The following is a 13399-nucleotide window of genomic DNA, read 5'->3' on the forward strand; positions in this document are numbered from 1 at the left end:
GGACCGTGAAGGGGTAGCAGCGATCCACGCTGCACAGTCCCCTGGGAGAAGTCATGAACCGCAAGTACTACTCAGCCTTCGCAGTATCCGCAGTCGCCATGGGTGCGGTCATCTTCACCGCAACCGAGGCGTCGGCCAGCATGAACGATCCGCAGCCACGGCCGTCGGCCGCGTCCGAGTGGCCGGACGAAGGGTCGGGCTTCCCGCTAGCGGGGAACCCATCCGCCGCGCCGGGCTGGCCGGACGAAGCGTCGGGCTACCCGGGATCGCAGAACACGACCTCGGAGTACCCCTATCCGAACTACGACCCGAAGTACGAGGTCGTCCGCACCGAGGCGACCCCCATCAAGGCGACGGCGCAGAGCACGTCCGACGGCAACGGATTCCAGTTCGTGCAGTCCGGTGCGTCCGCAGCCGCTGGTGCAGCCGTCGCAGTGAGCTGCATCTGGATGTACCGGCGTCGCCAGACGCCGACCACGTAGTCCGGCAAGCCGCAAACCCTGAGGTGAGGAGGACGGACCGATGTCGGGAATCGTTCTGCTACTGATGATCGGGGTGGCTCTGGGGGGCGGCGTTCTGGTCCTGGCCAGCGTGTCCGGCGGGGTTGGCCAGAGCCAGGATCCGGACACCGAGACCTGGCGCCGGGTGAACGCCGAAGTGGTCTCGGTCCTGCGGACCAGCACCTCCACATTCCTGCTGGTCCGCTATGTGGTCGGGACCTCGCTGATCCACAACGACGTGCGGTACCCGCTCCCAGGAGCCGTACCGCAGGCGGGTCAGCGGGTCCCGATCAGGTTCGATCCGATGACGCCGGCGCGAGCGGTGTTCGACTGGCAGGCGTCCACCGGTACGCCGCCGAAGGTGGCCGGTCCGGCCTGACCACGTCAGACTGGGAGCCGTGGGAGGGACTGCGGTCGCGCGCTCGCCTGGAATGGTCGGCCGGATCGAGGAACGCCGGATTCTGGGGGCGGCGATCCAGGGAGCGGTCGAAGGACGGCCGTGTGCGGTGTTCGTGCACGGCGAGGCCGGCGTGGGCAAGACCCGCCTGGCCAGAGCAGTGTGTGACGAGGCCGCGGCGAACGGTGTCGCGGTCCTGTGGGGCCGATGTGTGCGGTTCGGCGCGGTGGATGCGCCGTACGTGCCGCTGATCGGCGCATTGGAGGGCTGGGCCGAGTCGGCCGAGCCCCGTGAGCGGTCCGAGGTACTCGATGCGGTCCCAGCCGCGGGCGAGTTGTTGCCCTCACTGGGCGGTCACACGTCCGACAGCGCGGTCCGGCTGTTGTCCGTGGTGGACGCCCTGATCCAGGCGATCGCTTCACATGGTCCGACAGTGCTGGTGGTGGACGACGTGCAATGGGCCGATCTGGCGTCACGCGACGCGCTCGCCTACCTGGTTGCCGGCTTCCGCAGTCAGCGACTGGCGGTTCTGACCACCTACCGGGACGAGGAAATGGTGTCTGGTGACCCGATGCACACGTGGCTGGCCGACCTCCGTCGGCTGCCATCGGTCACCGACGTGCGGTTGGACCGGCTGAGCTGGGACGAGACCGAGCAACAGCTGGCGCTCTTGCTGGGCGGTGTGCCACACCGCCGGTTGGTGGACCAGGTCGTACGACGGTCCGACGGCAATCCGTACCTCACCGAGCTGCTCGTGCAGGGGCTGACGAGCACCGCCGAAGGACTGCCCACCGATCTCGCGGCAGAGCTGACCGGAGCCCTGCTCGCCGCCTGGCATCGGCTCTCGCTCCCGGGCCGCGAGGTGATGCGGTTGATGGCGGTCGCCGGTCGACCGACGTCGATCGATGACCTGCGTGAGGTCGCCGCGGCGCGGGGGATCGACCGCGAGGCCTTGACCAGTGCGCTGGCCGAGGCGACGAACGCCGGCATCAGCGTGGCGCAAGGTCGTGACCTGTGCTGGTTCCGGCATCCGCTGCTCGCCGAGCTTCTCTACACCACCTTCGTTCCGGGTGAGGCCGAGCCCGTGCACGCGGCCTGGGCCGCAACGCTGGAAGCCCGGCCGGCCAGCGGACTGGACGAGTTGCAACGGCAGGGTGACCTGGCGCTGCACTATGAGCGCGCACGTGACCTGGAGGCCTGCTTCGACGCGTCCCTGCGAGCAGCCGATCTTGCGAAGGGGATCCGGTCGCCGCATGAAGAGGCGGTCCATCTACGCCGTGCGGCGCGCCTGTGGCCGATGATCCACCACGATGCCGGCCGGGGAAGTGAGGCAGACCTGTTGGAGCGCGTTGCCCGGGCCAACGATCTGCTCGGAGACGGCGAGGCGAGCTTCGCGGCGTGGAGTCGCACGCTCGAACTCGTCGACGAGCGAACCGACCCGCTCCGCGCCTGCCGCGTGCTGAGGCGCTGGGCGGACTCGGCTTGGGCCACCGGCCGAACCAAGGGCAGGCCGGTCGCGGAGGCAGAGCATGCGGTCGAACTGAGCCGGGCGTTTCCGGACAGCCACGAGTACGCCGACGCACTCGCGTATCTCAGCTGGTGTCAATGGTGGATGAACGAGCTGGGACTGTCCGGGACGTACGCGGAAGACGCGGTCCTGGCAGCCCGTCGATCCGGGTCCACTGCGGCACTGGCCCTGGCCTATGCGGTCCGTGGTAACGGGGATGTCCACGGCGAACGCTCCGATGCCGATACCGCGGAGGGCCTCCGTTTCGCGAAGCTGACCGGTGACCCGGAACTGACCTGGCGGGTTGTCGTGATCAGGAACAACTATCTGATCCGGCGAGGTCGCGTGCTGGAATGCGTCGAGATCCTCCGAGAGTTCCTCTCCGTCGCGCTCGATGTCGGCGCGCACTCGGTGGCGGTCTTCGCGGCTGGATTGCTGTCCCATCACCTCTTGATGCTGGGGCGCCTGCACGAGAGCAGCGTCGTCCTCCGCGAAGGGCTTTCGCTGGCCGCACTGCCGATCGCCGGCGCGACGGTCCGGCTGGGAGCAGCCTGGCTGTCGGTACGGCGGGGCGAGCTGGAGGTCGCGGGGCTGCACCTGCAACGGGCCAAGGAGTTGATGGGCCTCGAGAGCAGGGCCGGGTTGGCGGCACAGACGATCCTGGCCGAGTACCTGCTCGCCACGGACGAGGCAGAGCAGGCGCTCGACCTGCTGTCGCGCACGATGGTCGCCCATTTCGCCGATACCCGGGACGCGGACGAGATGCTCGTGTGGGGTGCCCGGGCAGCCGCCGACCTGATGGAGGCGGCGCGGGACCGCAACGACAGCGCAGCCCTCGCGAGAACCCGAGCGGCTTTCGACGACCTCCTGGCCGTGCGGAGCACCATGCAGCCGGCACCCTTCGAGGTCAGTGGTCCCGACGACCTTGTCCAGCCGGCGATGCATGCGTTGTTCACCGCCGAGACAGCACGGTGCATGGCCGACAAGCCCACGTCGGTCGTCTGGACGGAAGCGGTACGCCGGTGTGACGACGCCGGACTGCGGTGGGACGAGGCCGTCGCCTCCTGGCGGTGCGCGCAGGCCTTGCTCGACGAGGGAGCCACTCGGGCTGTTGTCGCCGTACCGCTGCGATCGGCGTACCGCTTCGCTGTGGAAGCCGGTGCGGCCCCGCTCCGGCAGCAGGTCGAGACACTCGCCGCCCTCGGCCGGATCCGGCTCGAGGAGCCGGCCGATCCCTCGCCCTTGCAGCCGCCGGCTCCCTTCGACTCCTTGACCCGGCGCGAGCAGGAGGTGCTCTCCCACCTGGTGGCGGGCCGGACGTACGCCGAGATCGCCACGGCGCTGTTCATCAGTGAGAAGACGGTCAGCGTGCACGTGTCGAACCTGCTGCACAAGACCAGTACGTCGTCCCGGCGCGAGGTTGCCGCTCTCGCCGTCAGACTCGGTCAGCCGGCGAACAGCAAGGACTGACCGGCCTACAGCCGGTCGATGGCGCGCTGCGTGAGCCGGCTACCGCGTACCGGGCGGCCGACGGCCGTGCCGTACAGCACGATCTCTTCGTCGGTGTCGACGCGCAACAGCGCGGACAGTTCGTCGTCCAGGAAGCCGCCGAGATTGACGGCGCCGAGGCGTAGCCCGGTTGCCGCGAGCACCATGTTCTGCGCGACGTGCCCTGCCTCCAGGAGTAGGTAGCGGTAGCCGCGGTCGCCGTACCTGCTCAGGCTGCGTTCGCAGACGGCGGACAGCAGTAGGACGACGGCGGCTTCGGCGGCCCAAGGCTGTCCCAGGAACAGTGAGCTGACCCGCGGTGGAGGCACTGCTTGTTCGCGGACTTGCTCAAGGCCGTCGGCGAATGGCACGTAGTGGTAGATCCCGGCGGGGAGGCCGGCCACCGAACGCACCAACACACTCACCTCGAGTGGATAGAGCCCACCGGCGGACGGCACCGGGCGATCGGCGATCTGCAGCGGGCCGCCGTCAGTCACTCCGGTGATGCCGTACGCGGCACGCAGCAGTGTGGCCAGTTCGGCCAGGCTGATCGGCTGGTCGCGGAATGCGCGGCAGGACACCCGTTCCCGCACCAGGTCGGCCAGTGACGCGCCGACCGGTACGCCGGGTGGCAACGGGAACCAGGGTGCCCTGGGGTCCTCCCGCCCCGGCCCGGGACGCCGCACCGGCGCGTCCGCCGTGTCGAACGCCGAGCGGGTGGATCCACGGTGGTACATCCAGGCCAGCGGCTGATCGGTGCGGAAAGTGGTGGGTTCTGTCGTCATCTGCCGGCCTCACGCCAGTGGGTGGGGGTCGAGGTTCAGCTCGTCCAAACGCGCCGGCCCAGGGCGCAAACCTAGTCGGCTCGGCATCTCCAGCAGCCGGCGTCCGCCGAGCCGGGCCCGGTCCGCACCGAACCAGATGGGGACGAATCCCGGGACCAGCCCGCGCACCACGTAGATCCCGAGAGTGGCCACATCCGGCGGCGTGAGGTCCACGGCGAGCACGTCCGGCGCCACCGCGGCCAGCGACCGGGTCAGGTCCGTGAGGCCGTCATTGCCTTGGGCAAGGACCGGCGTGGCGTCCGGCCAGGGTTGCCGCGGCGCGTCGCGGAGGAACCGCATCCCGGTCGCGGCCGCGCGCGGGTCGGCGTACAGCAGATCGTGGTCGTCGAGGGTCGTCGCCTTGGACGGCATCTCAGCCAGTTCCGCCGCCCGGGCCCGAACCGCGGGGTCGCGGAGGCTGCTGCCAAGGATCGGCCGCACCTGGCCGGCCTCGAGCACCGCGGACCGCGCGGCGGCGACCGGATCCAGTGCCGCACTGACGCCGATCGCCGCGGCGGGTAGCCGGTCGGACCACATGATCGCGAGCGCGACCGTCGCCACCGTGTCGCAGGGCAACAGATGCACCACGACCTCGACACCGCGACGTGCGTACAACGCTGCGATCGCCCTGGTCTGCTCGTCCGGAACGTCGCCGGCCGCCACACACCGTCCGGCCAGCCGATGCGACCACGCGATCGCGAACGCGTCCCGCTCGACCACCTCGAGCAACGCCCGCAGCGTCGCGCCGGCCAGGTCGGGCCACGCCGCGAAGCCGGTGGACGTGGCCGGGAAGAGCGCGGCCCCGGTCGACGGCAGGTAGCCCAGATGCGTTGCGAGCAACGGAATCCAAACCTCCTCGCCGGTCACCAGCGAATGGGCCGGCACCCATTCCAGCTCGGTCTCCGGCCGCCACCGCTGGTACGGCACGACGTCGTACTGATGGTCGGCGAACAGCACCAGGTCCCGCGGATGCAGCGCGGGCCGGTCCAATCCGTCGTACATCGAACTGATCCTGCGCTCCGGTTGCCAGGTCATTGCGGCATACCGCTCCAGGGCTTCGCCGACCGCGCTGTCTCGAGCCTCCTGACGACTCCACCCCTTGCCGGAGCACGAGACGAAGGCGTTGACACCGGTGCGGAAGAGGGAGTTGGCAAGCTCGGCGCGGACGATGAACGGCCGCTCTGGCTCGGTCGGTGCCTTCGGCATCAGCTCGACCCTGCGGACCACGCCGCACAGCGGGTCGACCGCGCGCTGGACGATCAGGTCGGCCTGACCCTCAGCGGGCCGTGGCCGGCGAACTTTTGTTGAGCACGCCGGACAGTCGGGGCGTGGCAGTACCGGGTGCAGCTCCTCGGCGCCGGATGCGTCGAGTGTCAGGACGCCGCCTGCCAGCCGTGGCGGGGCGATTGCCAGTGTCTGCGCGAACACCTCCGCCACGAGCCTGCTGGTGACCATCGGCAGCAATGCAGGCAGCACATGCATCGGCGCGGCATCCGGGATCCGGAGGGCGTCGAGTGCTTCCTCGTTCGCCATCGCCGCGGTGAAATCATCCGCACAGGCCAGCGCGCGCATCCGCCAGCAAAGGAAGCAGGGGCCCTCGCCGGGCAGCACCAGTGGACCGATGGTTGCCTGGGTGCCTTGGAGCTCGGCGTGCAACGTTGGTACGTCCAGCATCAGACCGGTCGTGTTGACCCACGGATGGAGGACCGGAAGCGTGCCATCACCGGCCGCGACGACCAGATCCGCACCCGTCATCACCTCCGGCAGTTCATCGCGCTTGCGCGGATAAGGAAGCCGTACCACGCCGCCAGGATCGACACCCGAGCTCGTCAACGCCGCGCTCACCGCGTCAGCGAGATCCGGCCGCCCGATCAGCACGACACGGAGCGCCGCCGGCCGATCGGCGAGCACTCTGCGCTCGCGGTCTGACGACACCAGGGACAGCCGGTCCGGGACCGAGGTCATCCGCCGAGATCGGCGAACCGCTGAACGGTGGCGGGGTCGTAGGCACCGCTGGTGCCCGATCCGGGCCCAGGCTCGAACAGACCCGACATCGCGCACTTGTGGACGAAGCTGAAGTGGGAGACAGTTCCTCCCGCTGCAAAAGCCGTCGCGTCCGCAAACTCGTTCTCGAGCTGGAGACCACCCGTCGTGGTCCCCAGGATGTTGCGGACCTTGATGTAGGCCTGCCACTCTTCCGGGCTGACGCCATCCAGCGCGTCCTTCAGCTCGGTGATCTGGGCCTTCAACGCGTCGAGATCCTCTGAAGCCGACATCGCTTCCCCCTCTTGTCGTCCCACCCTGCATCGAGTATCGACCCGGTGATGCCTGGCCGCCAGGGTTCGTCCGAGGCTTAGGGCGGGTCGTTCTGGAACTGGAACTGCACGCGGACCGAGTCGTCCAGGGGTACGACGACGGTCGTGTTGGATGCGGTCCAGTGCTGCGGGACCAGGAACATCCGGTTCTCGCCGACCACCAGCAGCCGGAGACCGCGATAGCGGTAGTGGAACGTCTGCCCCGCACCCGCCCGGAGCGCGGTCTCCTCCACCCCGGGTGATCGCAGCGCGAGCCTCTCCTTCGTATCCAGGATGACCACGGGGAAGCCATTGAGATGCCGCGCGTCGGACTTCGCCAGCCCGCGGCCCGAGTACTGCGCTGTCGTCGCGGTCGCCCAGAACGCGCAGGTCACGGTCACGACCGCGAGCAACGCGATCAGCACTCGCTGTGTGCCGAACTCCGGATCGACCTTGCCACGCAGGTACGTCAGGTACGCGAGCGCGGCCGCGGCCAGCCCGATCACGGCCGGCACGACGAGGGCGTAGTACGGAAGGTGCCCGATCAGCGGAAAGGCGAGCAGGCCGACCACTCCGACCACCAGTACGGCGGCAGCCGCCCGGGCGGATCGCCGTACGGCGACAGCCGTCGGATGGATCGCCTTGTGCAGCAGCAGACCGCCGACGGCGAGCAGGGTGATGCCGAGCAGCGGGACGAGGAGCGGCTGCGGACTGCGCATCACGTAGTCCTGCGTACTCAGCCCGATCGTGTCGACGTCGATGCCGAAGTACTCGTACTGCGATCGTGACGACACGTAGCCGAAGTAGAACAGCAGCGCGCTGATCAGCGTCACCGGCGCCACGATGCCCGCGGCGAAACTCACCCACCGCTCAGCCTGCGACCGCTCGTCAGCCATCCGTCAGCCACCCGACGGCGTCTCGTCCGGCGTGGTCTCGGCCGACGGCGTCACCTTCGGCGAGGTCTCGTTCGAGGCTGTCTCGCTCGGGGTCGTCTCGAGCTCCTCGGGGAAGAAGAAGATCTGACTTTCGCCGAAACCCGCGGTGAGACTCTGGCAGTCCGCCTTGGTGGCGCAGACCGCGCTCGCCTTGATGACGAGGCGTACCTCGTCGCTGCTGCTCACGATCTGGCGGGCACCGACGTAGCAGGGCACTGGATCGGCCGACTGCCACTTGATGCCCGAACACGGCCGACGGTCGCCGCAGGCCGATTGGCGCAGTGTGAAGACCCCCTCGGACTCGAGGTGGATCTCTTTGACAGTGATCGTCGTACCGTCCGGGATGGGCTTCTTGCCGAGCCAGTTGACGATCGCGCAGTGGTCGACGCCGTCGACGGAGGGGTTGTCCCCTCCGATCGGCGCGTTGGCGATCTTGATCGACGGCTTCTGCTGCTTGGTCTGCGTGCTTTCCGGATCGGTCGGCTCGGGCGCCGGTGCACCGGTGGACTCCGTGACGTTCGGCTCGGGCGTCGGTTCGCCGGGGGAGACCGGGACGGTCTGCTCCTGCGTCGGCGTAGCCCCGCTGCTCGGCGTACCTTCGCTGTTCGGTGTACCTGCGCTGTCGGGTGTACTTGCGCTGCTCGGTGTACCTGCGCTGCTCGGCAAACCCCCGCCGTTCGGGGTATCTCCGCTGCTCGGCCTATGGGTGCAACTCACCGCCGATACGGCCAGCGCCGCGATCGCCAGCAACCTCCAGATCATGACGGTCATCGTCAGCCGCCGGCGGAGGTTTCGGTCGTGGGGGAGTCGAGGATGTCCGGGGAGAAGGTGATCTGAGTGCCGCCGCTGCCGTTGGCCAGGCTGTCACAGTCGTCCTGGGTCGCGCAGGTCGCCGCGACCGGGATGATCAGACTGACGTCCTTGGAGCCGTTCGCGATCTGGCGGACGCCGACGTAGCAGGGCTGGAAGCTGCTCGACTGCCACTCGACGGCCGTGCACGGCCGCAGATCGCCGGCACAAGACGACTGATCCCAGTCGAAGACACCGCCGGGATCGAGGCCGGGCGTGCCGAGCTTGATCGTGGTCCCGTCCGGGATCGGGTTGCGCCCGAGCCAGTTGACCTCGGCGCACTGCTTGCTGCCGTCGACGTCGACGTTGCCGCCGATCGGTGCGGACGCGAGCTCGATCGCCGGCTGCTGTTGCGGTGCCTGGCTGCTCTCCGGGTTGGTCGGTTCGGGCGCCGGCTCGCCGGTGTCGTCCGGGGTCGTGAGCACCCCGGGTGTCGGCGTACCGCCGTCATTCGTGTCCGAACACCCTGCCAGCAGTACGGCGACCATCGCGATCCCCACGGTGAGTTCGCGCATGTCGACCACCCCCAGCAACAGAATGACCCTGCGTGCAGACGTCGACAACCTTTTGTTCACTCTCCGCTGCGACAACTGTCAATCCAGGTAATGGCCGTGGTATCTCTGAGTGAAAGGGGGGCCTGCATGACCGACCACGAGATCCGGATCGCGCTGGTGTTGAACGGCGGGGTCAGCCTGGCCGTCTGGATGGGCGGAGTGACGCACGAGCTGGATCTGATCCGGCGCGCGTCCGGCGACGGCACGGCACCGAAGTCGCAGCCGTACGACGAGCAACTCGCCAAGCGATGGCGTGATCTGTGCCGGCAGGGTGAGGAGGACCGGCGGGTCGTGGTCGACGTGATCGCGGGGACGAGTGCCGGTGGTCTGAACGGGTCGTTGCTGGCGACCGCGATCTCGAACGGCTCGACACTGGACCCCGACGGCGAGGACGGGCCGTGGCTGCGGCAGAAGTGGGTCGCGCTCGGTTCGCTCGAGGTCGGCAAGCTGGTGCCTTCGGATCAGAAGTCGACCTCGGTGCTCGACGGCAAGTACTTCCTGCAGGAGCTGGACACCCTGATCAAGGGGGTCGCCGACGCGGGTGAGTCCGCGGCGGAGGAGCCCGTCACGCTGTTCGTGACGGCGTCCGGGCTGGGTGTGCAGCAGTTCGAGGCCAGGGACGCTGCGGGGCAGGCCTTCGTCGTACCGGATCACCGGTATCTGTATGCCTTCACCAGTGAGAACGCGGCGACGTACGACGGCAAGACGCGGACGTACTCCGTCGCGGACAAGAACGGACTGAAGGACACCAATCTGCTCGCCCGGGCGGCCCGCGCGTCCGCGTCGTTCCCGGCCGCGTTCGGGCCGGTGCTGGAGACACCCAGGCTGGCCGCGAGCCCACCGCGGACGCAGCCGACCACCGGCGAGGCCGGCGCCTGGCTCGTGGACGGCGGCGTCCTCGACAACGCGCCGTTCGGTCCGGTGCTCGACGTGGTCGCGCGGCGGCCGGTGGCCGGACGGGCGACCCGGTACGTGCTGTACGTCGTACCGTCCTCGGGGATCGGGAGTGCGGCGACGGCGTTGCCCGAGGCGAAGGAGCCGAGCTGGCGGGTGGCGGCGCTGTCGGCCGTGCAGTTCCCGCGCGAGGTGGACTTCCGGTCCGACGTCGAGCAGCTCGAGCGGCTGCTGCTGGAGGCGGACGCGTCCTGGTCCGACACCCAGCGGCTCTTTGATCGTTGCATGAAGCAACCAGAGGAGCGGACCCGGCTGAAGGCGGCGGCCGCGGCACTGCAGCCGGTGTACTCGCGGGGCCGGGCGGCCGGCGGGGTGTGGGAGGCCGTGACGATCGCGAACCACGACCAGTCCACCGTGCTGGACGCGGCGACCGCGCTGTCGGAGCCGGAGATCGACGAGATCCTGGCGACGAAGCATCCGTGGGTGCCCGGGCCGGACGGTTCGACGGCCGCCTTGCAGGACGATGCTGACGGCAACCCGAGCTGGTTGTGGGGGACCGGTGCGGCGGAGCGCGTCGTACGCCTGATCCTGCGCTCGCTGCGGAGCCGGGTCAGCGACGCGCCGCAAACCGAGCGCCAGGAACTCGAGCGGCGGTTGAAGGCGGCCAGTGACTGCCTGCTCCAGGTGCAGGCGGTGCGGGACGCGCTGAACGAGCGGCTGGCCAAGGCCGATCTCGATCTGCGTCCGGTCGGTGGTGCCGAGGCGGTCGCGATCGGGCTGAACGACATCTTCGAGGAGTTGCAGATCCAGCGTGCGCTGGGTGACACGTTCCTCGACCTGATCGCTGCCATCGGCTGGGAGCTCATCGACACCGCGCTCGAGGTCGAGATCGTGTCGCGGTGTACGTCGGCGCGGACGCCGCAGCAACGCAGCGCGCCGTTCCAGTTCCTGCGGCTGGGGCCGGACATCCCGCTGACCCTGCTGGACGACCAGCCGGAAGGCTCGATCGCCAACGACCTCAAGGACCGCATCCTGTACGGGACGCAGGTCGGGCACTTCGGCGCGTTCGGTGCGGCGGACTGGCGGCGGTGGGACTGGCTGATGGGCCGGTTGCACTGTGTCGCCCATCTCGGTGCGATGCTCGGCGCCGACGCGGACTGGATCCGCGAGACCCAGCGGCAGGTGCTGGAGGCCGAGGACTGGAAGATCCAGACCGTCACCGAATGCATCCAGCGGCTGGCCGAAGACTTCCCGGCCGACGCCGGCCTGGGTGCGCTGGTGACGATGCGGGACGAACTGAACGGTTCGGCCGAGGGCCGGGCGACCACCAAGGGGCTGGCCGACCGGATGGTCGAGGTCTCTGGCGGCCTCGGGCCGCAGGTCGGCGGCTGGGTCAAGGCAGCGGCCGGCCGCAAGCATCAGCCCGGGTCATGGCTGCTGCGCTGCGCCCGGTGGTTCACCGAGCCGGCCCGGCAAACGGCCTGGGAGCGGATGGTGCGGGGCGTGAAGGTGACCCCGGCGCAGCGGCCGCTGCTGTTCGAGCCGTGGTTGCCGTTGGCAACTTTTGGGGCAGGCGTGGTGCTCCTCGTCGTCGCCGGGATCGTCGACATGGCCGCCGTACGGATCATCCTCGCGGTGCTGGCCGGTGCGGTACTCGCGGTCGCCGCGGCACTCGGCGTGGTCACCTGGTACGTCCGGCGGGCGCGGCGGCGGATCCAGGCCTGGATCGAGGACCGGATGCCGGAGATCAGTCCAGCGTCACGAAATCGATGAGTTCCTCGACCCGGCCGAGCAGCGCCGGGTCGAGATCGGCGAAGCTGTTCACCTTGGACAGGATGTGCTTCCAGGCCGCGGCCACGTCGGCCTGGTCGGTGGCCGGCCAGCCGAACGCCTGCAGCACGCCTTTCTTCCAGTCCTGCCCGTGCGGGATCTTCGGCCAGGCCTTGATCCCGACCGACGACGGCTTGACCGCTTCCCAGATGTCGATGAACGGGTGCCCGACCACGAGCACGTGGCGGTCGGTGACCTGGGCCGCGATCCTCGACTCCTTCGAGCCCTCGACCAGGTGGTCCACCAGAACGCCGAGCCGGCGGCCGGGACCGGGCTGGAACCGGTTCACGATCCCGGGCAGGTCGTCGACGCCCTCGAGGTACTCGACCACGACGCCCTCGATCCGCAGGTCGTCGCCCCAGACCCGCTCGACCAGTTCGGCGTCGTGCCGGCCCTCGACGTAGATGCGACTGGCCCGGGCCACCTTGGCCCGGACGTTGTCCACGGCTACCGAGCCGGACGCCGTCCGGGTCTTCTTCGCCGGCCCGGCCTTCTTCGGCGCCTTCAGGCTGACCGGCTTGCCGTCCAGCCAGAACCCCGGACCGAGCGGGTAGGTCTTGATCTTGCCGAACCGGTCCTCGAGATCGACGACCCCGTGCTCCCAGCGCACGATCGCACCGACGAACCCCGAACTCGGCTCCTCGACGACCATCCCCTTCTCGATCTCCACCTCGACGGTCCGCCCGTTCCTGGGCTTGCGCCAATCCCCACTGAGTACGTCGTTCCCATACCGATCAGCCACCGCACAACCGTATGCGCCGAGGCCTGCCTTCCAGCTCAACCACACCCACGCCACCTGCACTGGATCGATCGAGGTCCGGTGGTGCGGTGCGCGTTGGCTTGGGTGCCGGGCCAGCTGTCGGGGGATGGGATCCCGGCTTGGGGGCTGAGACAGGGAATAACCTGTCCCGGCCCACCACGTCTAGTCCGAGGCCCCGGCAGTTGGTTAGCGGCTGGCCCAACCCCATCCCAGCGGACACCACCCCGCCAGCCGACACCACCACCGCCCGGCTTCACAGCAGCCCGGCTCCCACGCGTCGTCGGGATCGCTCACTTTGTGCACCAGATCCGTACCGCGCCCGCCTCGGCGTACGGATCTGGTGCACAAAGTCGACCCTGGCCGTCGTCTGCAGCCCCGATCCGCGCCGGCCGAGGACGGCGCGGGCGCGGGACGTTGGATGGAGCGGACGTGACCACGGCAAGGGGGCCGGTTCGGATCCGCGGGGGCGGATCTGGGCCACTCACCAAGCACACACCGCCCCGACCGGTCACGCTCAAACCTGCGCCGGTGATGACGTCGCAATGGGGTTGGTGAGTGCCTCAGGTC

11 protein-coding genes are annotated in these 13399 nt (G+C 69.2%); 4 read left to right on the forward strand and 7 right to left on the reverse strand.

Translation table 11 applies throughout. The features are described 5' to 3' along the window. Positions 1-53 precede the first annotated feature (53 nt). Genes OG558_RS26415 through OG558_RS26425 form a run of 3 tightly spaced genes read left to right on the forward strand, consistent with a single transcriptional unit; the run spans position 54 to position 3874 of the window. Positions 54-482 carry a hypothetical protein gene (locus OG558_RS26415; RefSeq protein ID WP_405065420.1) on the forward strand — a complete coding sequence of 143 codons (429 nt, stop codon included), beginning with the start codon at positions 54-56 and terminating at the stop codon, positions 480-482. A gap of 40 nt (positions 483-522) precedes the next feature. Next, on the forward strand, positions 523-879 hold the full coding sequence (locus tag OG558_RS26420) for a hypothetical protein (protein WP_405065421.1): 357 nt from the start codon (positions 523-525) through the stop codon (positions 877-879). Positions 880-898: 19 nt separating this feature from the next. After that, positions 899-3874, forward strand: a complete 2976-nt coding sequence (locus tag OG558_RS26425) for an AAA family ATPase (protein ID WP_405065422.1) — start codon at positions 899-901, stop codon at positions 3872-3874. A gap of 5 nt (positions 3875-3879) precedes the next feature. Here the strand turns inward: OG558_RS26425 and OG558_RS26430 are convergent, their stop codons facing one another. From OG558_RS26430 to OG558_RS26455, 6 genes are all read right to left on the reverse strand, one after another. Further along, entirely contained in the window at positions 3880-4677 is a 798-nt protein-coding gene (locus OG558_RS26430) for a SagB/ThcOx family dehydrogenase (protein WP_405065423.1), read from the reverse strand. Positions 4678-4686: 9 nt separating this feature from the next. Further along, on the reverse strand, positions 4687-6681 hold the full coding sequence (locus OG558_RS26435; RefSeq protein WP_405065424.1) for a TOMM precursor leader peptide-binding protein: 1995 nt from the start codon (positions 6679-6681) through the stop codon (positions 4687-4689). Further along, the gene (locus OG558_RS26440; protein WP_405065425.1) at positions 6678-6992 is read right to left on the reverse strand and encodes a hypothetical protein; all 315 of its coding nucleotides are present in this window, start codon (positions 6990-6992) and stop codon (positions 6678-6680) included. Before OG558_RS26440 ends, OG558_RS26435 begins: the two co-directional genes overlap by 4 nt. Before the next feature lie 77 nt (positions 6993-7069). Continuing rightward, complete coding sequence (locus tag OG558_RS26445) at positions 7070-7906, reverse strand: hypothetical protein (RefSeq protein WP_405065426.1); 837 nt, start codon at positions 7904-7906, stop codon at positions 7070-7072. Between the two features lie 3 nt (positions 7907-7909). Further along, positions 7910-8707 (reverse strand): hypothetical protein, encoded by a 798-nt coding sequence (locus OG558_RS26450; RefSeq protein ID WP_405065427.1) that lies wholly within the window; start codon positions 8705-8707, stop codon positions 7910-7912. Between the two features lie 11 nt (positions 8708-8718). Further along, positions 8719-9309 carry a hypothetical protein gene (locus OG558_RS26455; RefSeq protein WP_405065428.1) on the reverse strand — a complete coding sequence of 197 codons (591 nt, stop codon included), beginning with the start codon at positions 9307-9309 and terminating at the stop codon, positions 8719-8721. A gap of 126 nt (positions 9310-9435) precedes the next feature. On the opposite strand from OG558_RS26455, the gene OG558_RS26460 reads away from it, so the two are divergent. After that, a complete protein-coding gene (locus OG558_RS26460; RefSeq protein ID WP_405065429.1) occupies positions 9436-12015 on the forward strand; it encodes a DUF3376 domain-containing protein in 2580 nt (859 codons plus the stop codon). Here the strand turns inward: OG558_RS26460 and OG558_RS26465 are convergent. Then, positions 11990-12814, reverse strand: a complete 825-nt coding sequence (locus tag OG558_RS26465; RefSeq protein ID WP_405065430.1) for a DUF3097 domain-containing protein — start codon at positions 12812-12814, stop codon at positions 11990-11992. The genes OG558_RS26460 and OG558_RS26465 overlap by 26 nt on opposite strands. Between the last annotated feature and the right edge of the window lie 585 nt (positions 12815-13399).

It is taken from the genome of Kribbella sp. NBC_01510, from assembly GCF_045040325.1.
Classification (GTDB): Bacteria; Actinomycetota; Actinomycetes; order Propionibacteriales; family Kribbellaceae; genus Kribbella.

Excerpts from the sequence above, each read along its gene's own strand:
- OG558_RS26415 (WP_405065420.1), top strand. The coding sequence starts at position 54 with ATGAACCGCAAGTACTACTCAGCCTTCGCAGTATCCGCAGTCGCCATG.
- OG558_RS26420 (WP_405065421.1), top strand. The coding sequence starts at position 523 with ATGTCGGGAATCGTTCTGCTACTGATGATCGGGGTGGCTCTGGGGGGC.
- OG558_RS26430 (WP_405065423.1), bottom strand. The coding sequence starts at position 4,677 with ATGACGACAGAACCCACCACTTTCCGCACCGATCAGCCGCTGGCCTGG.
- OG558_RS26435 (WP_405065424.1), bottom strand. The coding sequence starts at position 6,681 with ATGACCTCGGTCCCGGACCGGCTGTCCCTGGTGTCGTCAGACCGCGAG.
- OG558_RS26440 (WP_405065425.1), bottom strand. The coding sequence starts at position 6,992 with ATGTCGGCTTCAGAGGATCTCGACGCGTTGAAGGCCCAGATCACCGAG.
- OG558_RS26445 (WP_405065426.1), bottom strand. The coding sequence starts at position 7,906 with ATGGCTGACGAGCGGTCGCAGGCTGAGCGGTGGGTGAGTTTCGCCGCG.
- OG558_RS26450 (WP_405065427.1), bottom strand. The coding sequence starts at position 8,707 with ATGATCTGGAGGTTGCTGGCGATCGCGGCGCTGGCCGTATCGGCGGTG.
- OG558_RS26455 (WP_405065428.1), bottom strand. The coding sequence starts at position 9,309 with ATGCGCGAACTCACCGTGGGGATCGCGATGGTCGCCGTACTGCTGGCA.
- OG558_RS26460 (WP_405065429.1), top strand. The coding sequence starts at position 9,436 with ATGACCGACCACGAGATCCGGATCGCGCTGGTGTTGAACGGCGGGGTC.